This window comes from Pseudomonas sp. GW-45 (genome assembly GCF_056896675.1).
This window is the reverse complement of record NZ_CM167674.1, coordinates 2,576,958-2,592,805: the sequence shown is the minus strand read 5'-3', so window position 1 is coordinate 2,592,805 and position 15,848 is coordinate 2,576,958. Positions and strand designations below refer to the sequence as shown.

Genomic DNA, 15,848 nt, shown 5'->3' with positions numbered 1-15,848 from the left:
ATGAATGGCAATATCAGCTTCACACTCGCGCGCTTGGCTGAACAGCTCGGCGCGCGTCTGGTTGGCGACCCTGATCTATTGATCAGCGGTCTCGCCACGCTGCAGGAAGCCGAGCAAGAGCAGTTAGCCTTCCTGGCGAATAGCCAATATCGCAAATTTCTGGCCGATTCCCGTGCGGGTGCCGTTCTGCTTACCGAGACTGACGCCGAAGGTTTCAGCGGTAACGCATTGATCGTGGTTGATCCTTACCTGAGCTACGCACGTTTGTCGCACCAGTTCGACCCCAAACCCCGCGCTCCAATTGGCATCCATCCCAGCGCAGTAGTGGCTGAGGATGCCGTCGTTGATCCTGGTGCCAGTATTGGGCCCGGAGCGGTTATTGCTTCGGGTGCGATTATCGCAGCCGGCGTTAGCGTCGGTGCGCAGTGCTTTGTTGGCGCGCGCTCACAGATAGGTGAGGGCGGGTGGCTGGCGCCGCGCGTCACGCTCTATCACGATGTGATCATTGGTGAGCGGGTAGTGGTGCAGTCTGGCGCGATCATCGGCTCGGAGGGGTTCGGTTTTGCCAACGAGGCCGGGCAGTGGCAGAAAATTGCCCAGATCGGTGGCGTACGCATTGGTAATGATGTGGAAATCGGCGCCAATACCACTATAGATCGCGGTGCCTTGGCAGATACTCTGATCGGCAATGGCGTGAAACTCGACAACCAGATTCAAATTGCGCACAACGTACAGATTGGCGATCACTCGGCAATGGCGGCCTGCGTGGGCATTTCCGGCAGCACTCGCATCGGTAAGCATTGCATGATTGCCGGCGGCGTGGGCATGGTTGGCCATATCGAGGTTTGTGATAATGTTTTTGTCACAGGTATGACCATGGTGACGCGTTCCATCACGGAGCCCGGCGCTTATTCCTCCGGCACGGCTATGCAGCCGGCGGCGGAATGGAGGAAGAGCGCGGCACGTATTCGTCAGCTTGATGCGTTAGCCAAACGAGTTCAGCAGCTCGAGAAGCAGCTCGAGGTCGTGACTCAAGGACCGCAGGACTCATCCAAATCCTGATCTGCACCATTTGGGTGCCTATATATTTTTCAGCAAGGCCTGCGAATACATGGATATCAACGAAATAAAAGAATACCTGCCCCACCGTTACCCGTTTCTATTGGTTGACCGGGTATTGGAGCTTGACCTAGAGGGCAAAAGTATCCGCGCCTATAAGAATGTCTCGGTCAATGAGCCCTTCTTTAATGGACACTTTCCAGAGCATCCAATTATGCCTGGTGTGTTGATCATTGAGGCTATGGCTCAGGCAGCAGGCCTGCTGGGGTTCAAGATGATGGGCGTCAAGCCGTCGGACGGCACACTTTATTACTTCGTGGGAACAGACAAACTGCGTTTTCGCCAGCCAGTGGTACCCGGCGATCAGCTACAGCTTGAGGCGCGTTACCTGAACCACAAGCGTGGGATCTGGAAGTTTGCCTGTCGCGCTGTAGTGGATGGCAAGGAAGCTTGCTCCGGCGAAATCATTTGTGCGGAACGTAATATATGAGTCGGATACATCCTCAGGCGATTGTCGACCCGGCTGCGCGCCTGGCCGATGACGTTGAGGTTGGCCCTTGGACTTACATAGGGCCGGGTGTCGAAATTGGTGCCGGCTCGGTGGTGCACTCCCATGTGGTGATCAAAGGGCCTACCAGCATCGGCAAGGGTAACCGAATTTTTCAGTTTTCCTCGGTCGGTGAAGACTGTCAGGACAAGAAGTACAACGGTGAGCCCACGCGTCTGGTGATTGGTGACAATAACGTCATTCGTGAGGGCTGCACACTACACCGCGGTACCGTGCAGGATAAGGGTATTACCAGCATCGGTAGCAATAACCTGCTGATGGCCTATGTGCATGTGGCGCATGACTGCGTGGTGGGTGACAACATCATCATGGCCAATAATGCGACTATTGCCGGGCACGTGCGCGTGGGCGATGGCGCTATTCTTGGCGGTTACACCACAGTGCATCAGTTTTGCCATCTCGGGCCCTGGTCGATGAGCGCTGCCAACAGTGCCGTGTTTAAGGATATTCCCGCTTTTGTCATGGTGGGCGGTAATCCGGCCAGCGCCCACGGTATGAACTTCGAGGGAATGCGGCGGCGTGGTTATTCAGCCGAGCTGGTGACGGCATTGCGCCGCGCTTATAAGCTGATTTACCGCCAGGGGCTGACACTCAAAGACGCGCTGGTCGAGCTGGAGGAAGCAGCCTTATTGTTTCCTGAGGTGGCTCTGTATCGCGACTCTATTCTGGCCTCCACGCGGGGCATCACCCGATAACCTGAGCGGGTCCCTCGATGCTGCACTCTGATAAACCCCTGTGTATTGCGCTAGTGGCTGGCGAAGCCTCGGGCGATACCTTGGGGGCAGGCCTGATTAAGGCGCTTAAACTACGTTTCCCCCAAGCCCGTTTTATCGGTATTGGTGGTCCGCGCATGCTAGCTGAAGGTATGCAAAGTCAGGTGCCGATGGAGCGTTTGTCGGTCATGGGGCTGGTAGAAGTGCTCGGCCGCTTGCGCGAGCTGCTGCGCATTCGCCGTGAGCTGGTCAGCTATCTGAAAGGCGAGTGCCCTGATGTATTTATTGGCATTGATGCGCCGGACTTTACGCTTAACGTAGAGCAGCAATTGCGGGATGCGGGCATCGCGACCGTTCACTACGTCAGCCCATCTGTATGGGCCTGGCGCGAGAAACGCGTGTTGGGCATCCAAAAGTCCACAGATCTGATGCTGACCTTGTTCCCCTTTGAAGAAGATGTTTATCGTCGTCACGGCGTTAGCGTGCGTTGCGTGGGGCATACCCTGGCAGATCAAATTCCGCTGCAACCAGATCGTCAGGCCGCTCGCGACGTGCTGGGCTTGCCGGGAAATAAGCGCATAGTGGCCTTGCTACCCGGTAGTCGTAACGGCGAGCTGCGTAAACTGGGATTGCTGTTCCTGCAAACGGCGGCGTGGTGTCTGCAACGCGAACCTGAGCTGCTGTTTATCATGCCTTGCGCGAGCGTCGAGCGTCGCTTGCAGATGGACGCTATTCTGGCTGAAAGCGGACTGGAGCTACCGTTGACCTTGTTTGACGGTCAGGCCCATGAGGTGCTCGCCGCTAGTGATGCGGTGTTGATTGCCTCTGGCACTGCGACGCTGGAAGCCATGTTGTTCAAGCGCCCCATGGTGGTCGCCTACCGTATGGCTGGGCTCACCTTTAAAATTCTCAAGCGCTTGGTCAAAGTTGGTTTCGTTTCTCTGCCCAATTTGCTAGCTGGTCGTGAAGTCGCACCCGAATTTCTACAGGATGCCGCCACGCCCGAAGCGATGGGCGCTGCGCTGCTGGAAAGGTTGCTGCCAACGCAGGAGCGCGAGGCAACTCAAGAGGTCTTTATCGAGTTGCATCACAGCTTGCGGCGCGATGCTGATCAAGCTGCAGCCGACGCTATTGCTGATCTGCTGCAGTCGCGCGGCCTGTTGATATGACGCAGATGGTCATGGGCTGGGTTGACTCCGTCGAAAGTGGGTTGATTGCCGGGGTTGATGAAGTGGGTCGTGGGCCGCTGTGCGGCGCGGTAGTCACGGCCGCGGTTATTCTTGATCCTAGCCGCCCGATAGCGGGTTTGAATGACTCAAAAAAACTGACTGAAGCAAGGCGTGAAGCGTTGTTTCCGTTGATTCAAGAGCGGGCGCTGGCTTGGTATATCGCGCGTGCGGAAGTTGAAGAAATAGACGAACTGAATATTTTGCACGCCACTATGCTGGCGATGCAGCGCGCGGTGGCTGGGCTGTCTGTACGGCCAGATTTAGTGCTGATCGACGGTAATCGTTGCCCGGCGTTACCCATGCGTAGCGAGGCGGTGATCAAGGGAGATAGTAGAGTGCCAGCGATTGCCGCCGCGTCCATTCTCGCCAAAGTGGCCCGAGACCGGGAAATGGTTGCGCTGGATAGGCAGTATCCCGGTTACGGCATGGCCCGGCACAAGGGCTATCCCACACCGGTGCACCTGCAAGCGCTACGCGATTTGGGCGCCACGCCGATTCATCGACGCTCTTTCGCACCGGTGCGCGCGGTATTGCTCTAGCCTCTCACTTCGGCTGCTCGCGGCTGGTCGTCAGCCTTCCCCCTCGTTACAATCAGCGGTCTTGCCGTTTGCCCTTTGAAACAGGATTTATATGAGCTTTTCCTTCGTTCACCTGCGTGTCCACAGCGAGTACTCATTGGTCGATGGCCTGGTCAAGGTCAAGCCACTGATCAAGTCGGTGGCAGAAGCCGGCATGCCTGCGGTGGCAGTGACCGATCAGAACAATATGTGCAGCTTGGTAAAGTTTTACCGCGGCGCTATGGGAGCGGGTGTTAAGCCTATTTCCGGTGTGGACCTCTGGGTGCTGGGCGGCGAAGACGACGCGCAGCTCACCCGCTTGACTTTGCTGTCGATGAATAAGCAGGGCTATCGCAACCTGACCGAGTTGATCTCGCGTGGTTATACCGAGGGGCAGCGCAATGGCTTGGTAACCCTGCGCCGTGAGTGGATAGCCGAAGCAAGCGAGGGCGTCATCGCTTTATCCGGTGCCAAGGAAGGTGAGATTGGTTTGGCGTTGCTGTCCAACTCACCTGTCGCAGCCGATGAACTGCTGGATTACTGGATGGGTGTTTTCCCCGGCCGTTTTTATCTGGAACTGCAGCGCACCAGCCGGGTTAACGACGAAGAGCACCTGCACGCTGCAGTGGCCTTGGGTGTTCGCAAAGGCTGTCCGGTAGTCGCCACTAATGACGTGCGGTTTATTCGCCGCGAGGATTTTGAAGCGCACGAAACCCGCGTTTGCATCGGTGAGGGCAGGGTGTTGGGCGATCCGCGCAGAGCGAAACAGTACAGCGAAGAGCAGTATCTGAAGACGCCGGAAGAAATGGCGGAGCTGTTTGAGGATATCCCCGAGGCACTGGAAAACAGTGTTGAGATCGCCAAGCGTTGCAATGTCGATGTGCAGTTGGGTAAGCACTTCCTGCCGGACTTTCCGATTCCGGCAGGCCTTACTATCGGAGAGTTTCTGAGTAAGGTGTCTTTCGAAGGTTTGGAAGAACGCCTGAAAGTCATACTGCCAGTGGGTACTGAAGATTACGACGCCAAGCGTCAGGTCTATATTGATCGCTTGAATTTCGAGTTGCAGATCATCAACCAGATGGGCTTTCCTGGTTACTTCCTGATCGTGATGGATTTCATCAAGTGGGCCAAGGGTAACGGCGTGCCGGTGGGCCCGGGTCGGGGCTCCGGGGCAGGCTCGTTGGTAGCCTATTCGTTGTTGATTACCGACCTTGATCCATTGGCTTACGATCTGCTGTTCGAACGCTTTCTTAATCCTGAGCGGGTGTCTATGCCCGACTTTGACGTCGACTTCTGCATGGAGGGTCGCGACCGGGTAATCGAGTACGTCGCCGATACTTACGGTCGCAACGCGGTCTCGCAGATCATCACCTTCGGTACCATGGCCGCTAAGGCAGTGGTGCGCGATGTAGCGCGGGTGCAGGGCAAGTCCTACGGCCTGGCGGATAAACTGTCGAAGATGATCCCCTTTGAAGTCGGCATGACGCTGGCCAAAGCCTTTGAGCAGGAAGAAATTCTGCGGGATTTTCTTGCCGACGACGAAGAAGGCCAGGAAATTTGGGATATGGCGCTCAAGCTCGAGGGCATTACCCGTAACGTGGGTAAGCACGCGGGCGGTGTGGTGATAGCGCCGACCAAACTGACCGATTTTGCGCCACTTTACTGCGACGAAGCCGGCGGCGGTCTAGTAACCCAGTTCGACAAGGATGATGTTGAGGCCGCGGGTCTGGTGAAGTTCGACTTTCTGGGGCTGCGTACCCTCACCATCATTAAATGGGCGATGGAGACCATCAACCGCGAACAGGCCAAGGATGGGCTGGAGCCGCTGAATATCGACTTCATCCCGCTGGATGACGCGCCGACCTACCACATGCTGCAAAAGGCCGAGACCACTGCGGTGTTCCAGCTGGAATCGCGCGGCATGAAGGAGCTGATCAAAAAGCTCAAGCCGGACTGCCTGGAAGACATGATCGCCTTGGTCGCACTGTTCCGCCCAGGCCCACTGCAGTCGGGCATGGTAGACGACTTCATCAACCGTAAGCACGGTCGTGAGATAGTCTCCTACCCGCATCCGAATTATCAGTACGCAGGCTTGGAGCCAGTGCTCAAGCCTACCTACGGCATCATCCTGTATCAGGAACAGGTGATGCAGATTGCCCAGGTAATGGCCCGCTATACCTTGGGCGAGGCAGACATGCTGCGCCGCGCGATGGGTAAGAAGAAGCCCGAGGAGATGGCCAAGCAGCGTGGCGGCTTTATCGAAGGCTGTTTCAACAATGGCATCGACGGCGATCTGGCAGGCAATATATTTGATCTGGTAGAAAAATTCGCCGGTTACGGTTTTAACAAGTCTCACTCGGCCGCCTACGGGTTGCTGTCGTATCAGACCGCGTGGTTGAAGGCGCATTATCCGGCGCCGTTCATGGCGGCGGTACTCTCGGCGGATATGCATAACACCGACAAGGTGGTGACGCTGATTGAAGAGTGTCGCAGCATGAAAGTGCGTATCCAGCCGCCCAACGTGAATGTTTCTGAATACAAATTCACAGTCGATGAGGCCGGTGATGTGGTTTATGGCTTGGGCGCGATTAAAGGCGTCGGGGAAGGCCCGGTTGAGACCATAGTGCAGACCCGTGCGAAGGGTGAGCCCTTTGTCGATTTGTTCGATTTCTGCGCTAAAGTTGACCATAAGCGGATTAACAAGCGGGTGATGGAAGCGTTGATCCGTTCAGGCGCATTGGACTCATTGGGGCCTTTTTATGATGCGAACGAAGAGGTCTACCTGAAATTGGTAGATCGTAATCGTGCTGCTCTAATGGCTGCGATGGAAGAGGCTATGGCTTCGGCAGAACAAACTGCCAAAAGTGCCGATAGCGGTCATGACGATCTATTTGGCGAGTTGTTGGGACCATCTACCGCACGTGATGTGTACGAATCCTATCGCAAGGCGCGTGAATGGACCTTTAAAGAGCGGCTGCGTGGTGAAAAAGACACCCTTGGCCTGTATCTGACCGGCCACCCGATTGACGAATACGAACGTGAAATTCGACGTTTTGCCCGTCAGCGCATTCTTGACCTGAAGCCATCGCGCGAAAGTCAGACTATCGCCGGATTAGTGTTTGATCTAAGGGTGATGAGAAGCAAGCGCGGAGACAAGGTTGGCTTTGTGACGCTGGATGACCGTTCGGCGCGTATCGAGGTCTCATTGTTTGCTGAGGCTTATCAGAATGCGCAGGCATTGCTGCAGAAAGATGCGCTGTTGGTGGTTGAAGGCGAGGTGGCGCAGGATGATTTTTCCGGTGGCTTGCGGATGCGTGCCAAGCGCGTAATGAGCTTGGAAGATGCACGCACCAGTTTGCTTGATAGTGTGCGCGTACGCCTGGATACCCAACGCCATGGCGACGACGCATTAGGTAAAATAGCGGGTCTCTTGCAAAAATACCGTGGTGGTTGTGCGGTGACCGTCGAGCTGCAACGCCCGGATGCTTGCGCGTTGCTACGTCTTGGCGAGCAGTGGCGAGTAGAGCCCGCGGATGATTTGGTGCAGAGTCTACGTGACCAGTTGGGCAAAGACAGCGTCTCCCTGGACTACAGATGATGGGAGCGGGGTGCTCGACGAGCGCCCGCCAATACCGTAAGGTAAAAACAAAATTTGGATGCCCGAGCCGGGCGAAAGCGGATGATGGATGCCTATGAGCAACAGCCAGAAATACCTGGAGTTTGAACAGCCAATCGCGGATCTGCAGGCGAAGATCGAGGAGTTGCGTCTGGTCGGTAGTGATAATTCGCTGAATATCACCGAAGAAATCACCAAGCTGCAGGAAAAGAGCAAGTCTCTGACCGAAAGCATTTTTGGCAAGCTGACCAGCTGGCAGGTTGCCCAGATGGCCCGTCACCCGCAGCGCCCCTATACGCTGGATTATATTGACGCCATCTTTACCGATTTTGAAGAGCTGCATGGTGATCGGCACTTCTCTGATGATGCCGCCATTGTTGGCGGTATCGCGCGCCTGGATGGTCGCCCGGTGATGATCATCGGCCATCAGAAAGGCCGTAACGTCAAAGACAAGGTGCGTCGTAACTTCGGCATGCCTAAGCCCGAAGGTTATCGCAAGGCCTGTCGTCTGATGGAAATGGCTGAGCGTTTCAAGATGCCGATCGTGACCTTTATCGATACACCCGGTGCCTATCCCGGTATCGATGCCGAGGAACGTGGTCAGAGCGAGGCGATTGCCTGGAACCTGCAGGTAATGGCGCGCTTGAAAACGCCAATTATTGCCACCGTTATTGGCGAAGGCGGCTCCGGCGGCGCTTTGGCAATCGGCGTGTGCGACCACCTGATGATGCTGCAGTATTCGACCTACGCGGTTATTTCCCCTGAAGGCTGTGCTTCCATCCTGTGGAAAAGCGCCGAGCGTGCATCAGACGCTGCCGAAGCTATGGGTATTACCGCTACTCGCCTGAAAGAACTGGGCTTGGTCGATACTTTGATTCCCGAGCCGCTGGGCGGCGCACAGCGTGCACCGCAGGAAATCGCTGAGCGCATCAAGGCGCAGCTTTTGATTCAGCTCGACAAGCTGCAAGCCTTGTCTGACGACGAGTTGCTGGAAAGCCGCTATGAGCGTCTGATGGCCTTCGGCATCAAATAATGCTGACTCTGCAGGGGCTGCAGCAGCAGCTCAGCCCTTGCATGAATGCACCCGCCTGGGTTCTGGGCTTATCCGGCGGGTTGGATTCCATGGTTTTGCTCGATGCGCTGGTGCAGTTGCGCGAGCAGCAGGCCATTCCTCCCTTATCCGCAATACATGTTCATCACGGACTTAGTGCTGAGGCAGACGCTTGGGTGGCGTTCTGTGAGCGCGAGTGCGCTCGTCGCGACGTGCCTTTGCAGGTCGACCGAGTCCAGTTAGCGCCGGGCGCCAGTATTGAAGGTGCAGCGCGCGATGCTCGTTATCAGGCGTTTGCCGCCCGTTTGCCTCCCGAGGTGGTTTTGCTGTTGGCGCATCATCGTGATGATCAGCTAGAAACCCTGTTGTTTCGAATGCTGCGCGGCACCGGCTTGCGCGGTCTGGCTGGTATGCCGGCAACCCGAACGCTCGCTGACGGCTGCCTGCTACGGCCGCTGCTGCAATGGAATCGCGTTGAGCTAGAGCAATGGGCTCGCAAGCACGGTCTGCACTGGATTGAAGATCCGGCGAATCAGGATCCTCGTTTTGCCCGTACAGCATTGCGGCATCAACTTTTGCCGCTGCTTCGTCAGAGCTGGCCACAGGTGGAACAAAGCCTGTTGCGTTTAGCGCGCCATGCGGGTGAGGCGAATGAGCTGCTGGATGAGCGCGCGGCCGAGGATTTAAATGGGGTGTCTACGCCGCTGTCAGATAGCTGGTTGCGGTATTGGCCGAGTTTGGATGTTGCTGCATTCTGTGCATTATCGTCGGCCCGGCAGCGTAATTTGTTGCGTTACTGGCTGGCCGAACAAGGTGTGCTGTTACCTGCGTCGCGTCGGCTTGATGATTGGTTGGGGCAGTTGTCTGCGGCCACCGATAGTCAACCGCATGTCGACCTAATGGGCTATCGGCTCTACCGTTCGTCAGGTCGGCTTTGGCTGGTTACCGCACATTGGCCCTTGGCGGGGCAACCCGAAATGCTAGCTCAGGCAGCGGTGCAATCACTTGCTGCTGGCAATGGTTGCTTGCGACGGATGAACGTCACGGGCACGTCTGTGGCGGCTTTAGGGGCTTTGCGGATCGCCTACCGGCAGGGCGGTGAGCATATTCGCCTGGCCGGACGCGGTAATCAATCGTTGAAACAGTTGTTTCAGCAAGCGCAGATACCCGTCTGGCTGCGGCCTTCCGTACCCTTGCTATACTGCGCGGATGAGCTGATTTCAGTCGGCGGGCGCTGGAACGCCGAGGCTGCTCTGGTTGGCGATATGCAAAGCGGTCTTACGGTCAGTTGGGAGCCTGTTTCGGATTGAGCAAGTCGGGGCTGTCTGGTATCCTGACTTCCCATCTTGACGAGACTTTGGAAGCGCATCTCGCTTCTGCAGACTCCCTTCGATTCCCCGCGGCATTGGCCGCTTAACAGTTCAATCTATGGGTTTTTCATGACGCGCTACATCTTCGTCACGGGTGGTGTTGTATCTTCTTTGGGTAAGGGTATTGCCTCGGCTTCCCTGGCGGCGATTCTGGAGGCCCGCGGCCTCAGGGTCACCATGCTCAAACTGGATCCGTACATTAACGTTGATCCGGGCACCATGAGTCCTTTCCAGCATGGTGAAGTGTTCGTTACCCACGATGGTGCAGAGACCGATCTGGATCTTGGCCATTACGAGCGTTTCGTCAACGCCACCATGAGCCGCGCCAACAACTTCACCACCGGCCGAGTGTATGAAGATGTGCTGCGCAAAGAGCGTCGGGGCGATTATCTGGGGGCGACCATTCAGGTCATTCCGCATATCACCGATGAAATCAAAAGTCGGATTATCAAAGGTGCCGGCGACGCGGAAGTGGCGTTGGTTGAGATCGGCGGCACCGTAGGTGACATTGAGTCCCAGCCGTTCCTTGAAGCCATTCGCCAGCTGCGGGTAGAAGTGGGCGCCAAGCGCGCCATGCTGATGCACCTCACGCTTGTGCCTTACATTGCCACTGCCGGTGAAACCAAAACCAAACCGACCCAGCATTCGGTGAAAGAACTGCGTTCCATCGGCTTACAGCCCGATGTGTTGATCTGCCGTTCCGATCACCCGGTCGACCTGTCTTCACGCCGCAAAATTGCACTTTTCACCAACGTGGAAGAGCGTGCGGTTATCGGCTTGGAAGACGTCGATACCATCTTCAAGATCCCCATGGTTCTGCACGCGCAGGGTCTGGATGATTTTGTCGTTGAGCGCTTTGGTCTGGAATGCGGTGTTGCGGATCTTTCTGAGTGGGAGCGGGTGGTCGACGCCAAGCTCAATCCTGAGCACGAAGTTACTATCGCCATGGTTGGTAAGTACATGGAGCTGCTCGACGCCTACAAATCGCTAATCGAAGCGGTGAGTCATGCTGGTATCCAGACCCGAACCAAGGTCAATTTGCGCTACATCGACTCCGAAGATATCGAGCGTGATGGCACTGCGCGGCTAGAAGATGTCGATGCCATTCTGGTACCGGGCGGCTTTGGTTCGCGCGGCGTAGAGGGCAAGATTGCCGCTGTGCGCTATGCCCGTGAAAACAAGATTCCGTACCTGGGCATTTGCCTGGGTATGCAGGTAGCGGTGATCGAATACGCTCGTAATGTACTGGGTTGGGCGGATGCGAATTCGACCGAATTCGATAAAACGTCCAAGCATCCGGTTGTTGGCCTGATTACTGAGTGGCAGACCGCCAGCGGTGAGATGGAAACGCGAACTGAAACCTCCGATCTCGGTGGCACCATGCGCCTTGGTGGGCAGGAATGCGCGCTCACCCCAGGCTCAAATGCCCATGACTGCTACGGCAAGGACGTTATCGTTGAGCGTCATCGTCACCGCTATGAGGTCAACAATAACCTGTTGCCTGAGCTGCAGGCGGGTGGTTTGAATATTTCTGGTCGTTCTGTTGACGGTGCACTGGTCGAGGTGGTTGAGGTCGCGGATCATCCGTGGTTCGTCGCTTGTCAGTTCCACCCTGAATTCACCTCCAATCCGCGCTATGGCCACCCGTTGTTCACTGGCTTTGTGAGTGCGGCATTGAAGCAGAAAGAAAGCAAATCCTGAGGAAGCGATAAGGTTATGGCGCAGAAAATCGTGCGGGTTGGCAACATCGAAATGGCGAACGATAAGCCGTTCGTGCTGTTTGGCGGTATGAACGTTCTGGAATCCCGGGACTTGGCCATGCAGATTTGCGAAAAGTATGTTGAGGTGACCGAGAAGCTCGGCATCCCTTACGTATTTAAAGCCAGTTTCGACAAGGCCAATCGATCGTCGATCAACTCTTATCGCGGCCCCGGTTTGGAAGAAGGGCTGAAGATTTTCGAGGAGATCAAGCGCACCTTCAATGTGCCAGTGATCACCGATGTGCACGAGCCTGAGCAGGCGGCGCCGGTCGCCGAAGTCTGCGACATTATCCAATTGCCGGCCTTTCTGTCACGGCAAACCGATCTGGTGGTGGCCATGGCCAAGACCAATGCGGTGATCAACATCAAGAAGGCCCAGTTTTTGGCCCCGCAGGAAATGCAGCACATCCTCACCAAGTGTGAAGAAGCAGGGAACAGTAATTTGGTGCTTTGTGAGCGTGGCTCCAGTTTCGGCTACAACAATCTTGTGGTCGACATGCTGGGCTTCGGCATCATGAAGCAGTTTGAATACCCGGTGTTCTTTGATGTGACCCACGCTTTGCAACAGCCGGGCGGTCGCAGTGATTCTGCTGGTGGCCGTCGCGCCCAGGTGACTGATTTGGCCAAAGCGGGAATGAGCCAAGGTCTGGCCGGCCTGTTTTTGGAAGCGCACCCTGACCCCGATAATGCCAAGTGTGACGGTCCTTGCGCTCTGCGGCTGGATAAGCTGGAGCCTTTTTTGGCTCAGCTGAAGACGCTTGACGATTTGATCAAAAGTTTCCCGGAGCTGGAAACGGCTTGAGCCTTTATTCCCGATTACCCGTTACATGGAGCTTATAAGTAAAGATGGCAAAAATCATTGATATCAAAGGCCGCGAAATTCTGGATTCGCGTGGTAACCCGACTGTTGAAGCGGACGTCACTCTGGAAGGCGGCATCATTGGCAGAGCCTGCGCTCCTTCCGGTGCTTCAACCGGTTCGCGTGAAGCGCTGGAATTGCGCGATGGCGACAAGAGCCGTTATATGGGCAAAGGCGTGCTCAAGGCAGTTGCCAATATCAATGGGCCCATCCGCGAGTTGCTGGTTGGCCGTGACGCTATTGCACAGGTCGAACTGGACCGCGCGATGATTGAGCTCGATGGTACCGACAACAAAGCGACCCTGGGTGCCAATGCCATCCTTGCTGTTTCTTTGGCTGCAGCTAAAGCAGCTGCACAGGCCAAGGGCGTGCCTTTGTACGCACACATTGCTGATCTGAACGGAACGCCTGGTCAGTACAGCATGCCTGTGCCCATGATGAACATCATCAACGGTGGCGAGCACGCCGACAATAATGTTGATATTCAAGAGTTTATGGTTCAGCCAGTTGGCGCCAAAAACTTTGCCGAAGCGCTGCGTATGGGTACTGAGATTTTCCATCACCTCAAGGCGGTACTGAAAGCCCGTGGTCTCAGTACTGCGGTGGGTGACGAAGGCGGCTTTGCGCCTAACCTGGCTTCGAATGAAGATGCACTGGCGGCCATTTCCGAAGCCGTTGCCAATGCGGGTTATACCTTGGGTGATGATGTCACTTTGGCTCTGGATTGCGCCTCCAGCGAATTTTACAAAGACGGCAAGTACGACTTGGCTGGCGAAGGTCAGGTGTTCGACGCGGCTGGCTTTGCTGATTATCTGGCTGGCTTGGCGGAGCGCTACCCGATTATTTCCATCGAAGATGGCATGGATGAGTCGGACTGGGCTGGCTGGAAGGTACTCACCGACAAGATCGGCGACAAAGTGCAGCTGGTTGGCGATGACCTGTTCGTGACCAACACCAAGATTCTCAAGCGCGGTATCGATGAAAAGATCGGTAACTCTATTCTGATCAAGTTCAACCAAATCGGTTCGTTGACTGAGACGCTGGAAGCCATCCAAATGGCCAAAGCAGCTGGTTTCACTGCAGTGATTTCGCACCGTTCAGGCGAAACTGAAGACAGCACCATTGCTGACTTGGCCGTAGGTACTGCGGCGGGTCAAATCAAGACCGGTTCGCTGTGCCGTTCTGATCGTGTATCAAAGTACAACCAGTTGCTGCGTATTGAAGAGCAATTGGCTGGTCAGGCGCCTTATAAGGGCCGCGCCGAGTTCAACGGTTGATGTTGGATAGGGGAGGCGTTAGCCTCCTTGCGTGTTTTGTCGGAGTGTCGATATTGTGAAATGGCTTTGGCTGAGTTTTTTGGTGTTGCTGGCTGGTCTGCAATATCGCCTGTGGGTAGGCGAGGGCAGCTTGGCACACGTGGCTCAGCTTAAGCAGCAGATTGCCGGGCAGGAGCGTGAGAACGAGCAGCTGCTCGAGCGCAACCGCGTATTGTCTGCCGAAGTAATCGAACTCAAACAAGGCGTTGAAACCGTCGAAGAGCGTGCCCGGCATGAGTTGGGCATGGTCAAGCAGGGCGAAACCCTGTTTCAGTTAAGCGGCGAATAATCGCCGTGACACTTCCTTTCTGGGTGGTAGTGCCGGCGGCCGGTGTGGGTTCGCGCATGCAGGCAGACCGTCCCAAGCAGTATCTCCTCTGGGGTCAACGCACCCTGATTGAACATACCCTCGATTGTTTTCTCGACCAGCCTGATTTGCGTGGTTTGGTAGTTTCGCTGTCTGCGACTGATAGCTGGTGGCCTGAACTGCCCTGTGCCGTTGATGCTCGTATTACCCGTGTGACCGGCGGCCGAGAGCGAGCAGACTCGGTGCTTAACGGGCTAGCTGCTTTGCGTGAGTTGGGTGCGGCCGATGCCGATTGGGTGCTGGTGCACGATGCAGCACGGCCGAATCTGGCTAACGCTGATTTACAGCACTTACTGACGACGCTGGCGGACGATCCGGTGGGTGGTCTACTGGCGGTGCCGGTCCGCGATACGCTTAAGCAGATAGGTACCGATGGCCGGGTTACAGCGACGCCGGATCGGGCGTTGTTCTGGCAGGCCTATACACCGCAGATGTTCCGCCTCGGACCACTACAGCAAGCGTTGTCTGATGCGTTAGCGGCGGGTGCACAGATTACCGATGAAGCCTCGGCCATGGAGTGGGCGGGTCACGCCCCGCTGCTGGTAGAAGGGCGCGCGGATAATATCAAGATCACTCGTCCCGAAGATCTGGAGTGGTTGGCGCACCGCCAACACTGAGTTAAGAGTCCCCATCCCCTGTATGTTTTGGTTCAGATTAGCTGGTAACTGACTGCCCATTCGTCGTGCCTGCGGTTTAGCGATTGACCCGCTATACAGGAATAAATATGCTGTATGTATGTACAGTTAATTTATTCCTGCCAGGAGGTGATCGATGGGATCGGTTGTTGCGCTCGATAGTCTGCTGCAGGATCGGCGCGTCTGGCGAGGGCGGCAGGATGTGCCACCCGCCCGCACTCAATCCACAGGGCATGCGCAGTTGGATGCGGCTTTGCCGAGTGGCGGTTGGCAAGCGGCAGCACTGAATGAAATTCTGCTGCCAGCCATCGGCAGTGGCGAATTGCAGCTCCTGTGGCCAACGCTGGCTCGTTTGTCGGCAGCAGGTGAGCGGGTCGTTCTGGTTGGCCCGCCAGCCATCCCATTTCCACCAGCCTGGCTGACGGCGCAGGTGACTTTACCTCGATTGTCGATCATTCAAGCCAGTGGTCGGGAGGCGCTTTGGGCCGCCGAGCAGTGTTTACGGTCCGGTAGTTGCGGCGCGGTACTTTGTTGGCCTGAGCGTGCCGATGACCGAGCCTTACGGCGCCTGCAGGTCGCAGCGGAAACCGGTGACACCCTGGCTTTTGCCCTGCGTCCGCAACGCGAGGCGGTTAACTCTTCGCCTGCTGCGTTGCGGCTAATGCTGGAGTTGCGACCGAGACAGTTACGTATTCTCAAATGCCGCGGTGGTTTAACGCCCAGCACCCCGCTCATTTTGGATCACTGA

At 56.2% G+C, this 15,848-nt stretch carries 14 protein-coding genes; all 14 read left to right on the top strand.

Annotation, left to right across the window (positions count from 1 at the left end; genetic code table 11):
• The 14 genes from lpxD to imuA all read left to right on the top strand — a co-directional run bounded on the left by lpxD (nt 1) and on the right by imuA (nt 15,848).
• Nucleotides 1–1,062 (top strand): UDP-3-O-(3-hydroxymyristoyl)glucosamine N-acyltransferase, encoded by a 1,062-nt coding sequence (gene lpxD, locus AC1XYH_RS11895; protein ID WP_483323386.1) that lies wholly within the window; start codon nt 1–3, stop codon nt 1,060–1,062.
• Nucleotides 1,063–1,111: 49 nt separating this feature from the next.
• Complete coding sequence (gene fabZ, locus AC1XYH_RS11890) at nt 1,112–1,549, top strand: 3-hydroxyacyl-ACP dehydratase FabZ (RefSeq protein WP_483323385.1); 438 nt, start codon at nt 1,112–1,114, stop codon at nt 1,547–1,549.
• A complete protein-coding gene (gene lpxA / locus AC1XYH_RS11885; RefSeq protein ID WP_483323384.1) occupies nt 1,546–2,322 on the top strand; it encodes an acyl-ACP--UDP-N-acetylglucosamine O-acyltransferase in 777 nt (258 codons plus the stop codon). Before fabZ ends, lpxA begins: the two co-directional genes overlap by 4 nt.
• A 17-nt stretch (nt 2,323–2,339) precedes the next feature.
• Nucleotides 2,340–3,509 (top strand): lipid-A-disaccharide synthase, encoded by a 1,170-nt coding sequence (gene lpxB, locus AC1XYH_RS11880; RefSeq protein ID WP_483323383.1) that lies wholly within the window; start codon nt 2,340–2,342, stop codon nt 3,507–3,509.
• Nucleotides 3,510–3,514: 5 nt separating this feature from the next.
• A complete protein-coding gene (gene rnhB, locus AC1XYH_RS11875) occupies nt 3,515–4,108 on the top strand; it encodes a ribonuclease HII (protein ID WP_483326372.1) in 594 nt (197 codons plus the stop codon).
• Nucleotides 4,109–4,199: 91 nt separating this feature from the next.
• A complete protein-coding gene (gene dnaE / locus AC1XYH_RS11870) occupies nt 4,200–7,724 on the top strand; it encodes a DNA polymerase III subunit alpha (protein WP_483323382.1) in 3,525 nt (1,174 codons plus the stop codon).
• Nucleotides 7,725–7,818: 94 nt separating this feature from the next.
• On the top strand, nt 7,819–8,775 hold the full coding sequence (gene accA, locus AC1XYH_RS11865) for an acetyl-CoA carboxylase carboxyl transferase subunit alpha (RefSeq protein ID WP_483323381.1): 957 nt from the start codon (nt 7,819–7,821) through the stop codon (nt 8,773–8,775).
• Nucleotides 8,775–10,103, top strand: a complete 1,329-nt coding sequence (tilS, locus tag AC1XYH_RS11860; RefSeq protein ID WP_483323380.1) for a tRNA lysidine(34) synthetase TilS — start codon at nt 8,775–8,777, stop codon at nt 10,101–10,103. Before accA ends, tilS begins: the two co-directional genes overlap by 1 nt.
• 129 nt (nt 10,104–10,232) lie before the next feature.
• Entirely contained in the window at nt 10,233–11,864 is a 1,632-nt protein-coding gene (locus AC1XYH_RS11855; protein ID WP_483323379.1) for a CTP synthase, read from the top strand.
• A 15-nt stretch (nt 11,865–11,879) separates the two neighbouring features.
• Nucleotides 11,880–12,725 carry a 3-deoxy-8-phosphooctulonate synthase gene (kdsA, locus tag AC1XYH_RS11850; RefSeq protein WP_483323378.1) on the top strand — a complete coding sequence of 282 codons (846 nt, stop codon included), beginning with the start codon at nt 11,880–11,882 and terminating at the stop codon, nt 12,723–12,725.
• A gap of 44 nt (nt 12,726–12,769) precedes the next feature.
• Nucleotides 12,770–14,059 (top strand): phosphopyruvate hydratase, encoded by a 1,290-nt coding sequence (eno, locus tag AC1XYH_RS11845; RefSeq protein WP_483323377.1) that lies wholly within the window; start codon nt 12,770–12,772, stop codon nt 14,057–14,059.
• A gap of 55 nt (nt 14,060–14,114) precedes the next feature.
• Nucleotides 14,115–14,387 carry a septum formation initiator family protein gene (locus AC1XYH_RS11840; protein ID WP_483323376.1) on the top strand — a complete coding sequence of 91 codons (273 nt, stop codon included), beginning with the start codon at nt 14,115–14,117 and terminating at the stop codon, nt 14,385–14,387.
• A gap of 56 nt (nt 14,388–14,443) precedes the next feature.
• Nucleotides 14,444–15,082: a 2-C-methyl-D-erythritol 4-phosphate cytidylyltransferase gene (gene ispD, locus AC1XYH_RS11835; RefSeq protein WP_483326371.1), complete on the top strand. Its 639-nt coding sequence runs from the start codon at nt 14,444–14,446 to the stop codon at nt 15,080–15,082.
• A 154-nt stretch (nt 15,083–15,236) separates the two neighbouring features.
• Nucleotides 15,237–15,848, top strand: a complete 612-nt coding sequence (gene imuA, locus AC1XYH_RS11830; protein WP_483323375.1) for a translesion DNA synthesis-associated protein ImuA — start codon at nt 15,237–15,239, stop codon at nt 15,846–15,848.

Bases quoted from the DNA above. Each gene is read 5' to 3' on its own strand.
- lpxA (WP_483323384.1), top strand. From the start codon at position 1,546: ATGAGTCGGATACATCCTCAGGCGATTGTCGACCCGGCTGCGCGCCTG.
- accA (WP_483323381.1), top strand. From the start codon at position 7,819: ATGAGCAACAGCCAGAAATACCTGGAGTTTGAACAGCCAATCGCGGAT.
- rnhB (WP_483326372.1), top strand. From the start codon at position 3,515: ATGGTCATGGGCTGGGTTGACTCCGTCGAAAGTGGGTTGATTGCCGGG.
- tilS (WP_483323380.1), top strand. From the start codon at position 8,775: ATGCTGACTCTGCAGGGGCTGCAGCAGCAGCTCAGCCCTTGCATGAAT.
- fabZ (WP_483323385.1), top strand. From the start codon at position 1,112: ATGGATATCAACGAAATAAAAGAATACCTGCCCCACCGTTACCCGTTT.
- AC1XYH_RS11855 (WP_483323379.1), top strand. From the start codon at position 10,233: ATGACGCGCTACATCTTCGTCACGGGTGGTGTTGTATCTTCTTTGGGT.
- eno (WP_483323377.1), top strand. From the start codon at position 12,770: ATGGCAAAAATCATTGATATCAAAGGCCGCGAAATTCTGGATTCGCGT.
- dnaE (WP_483323382.1), top strand. From the start codon at position 4,200: ATGAGCTTTTCCTTCGTTCACCTGCGTGTCCACAGCGAGTACTCATTG.
- imuA (WP_483323375.1), top strand. From the start codon at position 15,237: ATGGGATCGGTTGTTGCGCTCGATAGTCTGCTGCAGGATCGGCGCGTC.
- lpxB (WP_483323383.1), top strand. From the start codon at position 2,340: ATGCTGCACTCTGATAAACCCCTGTGTATTGCGCTAGTGGCTGGCGAA.
- ispD (WP_483326371.1), top strand. From the start codon at position 14,444: ATGCAGGCAGACCGTCCCAAGCAGTATCTCCTCTGGGGTCAACGCACC.
- lpxD (WP_483323386.1), top strand. From the start codon at position 1: ATGAATGGCAATATCAGCTTCACACTCGCGCGCTTGGCTGAACAGCTC.
- kdsA (WP_483323378.1), top strand. From the start codon at position 11,880: ATGGCGCAGAAAATCGTGCGGGTTGGCAACATCGAAATGGCGAACGAT.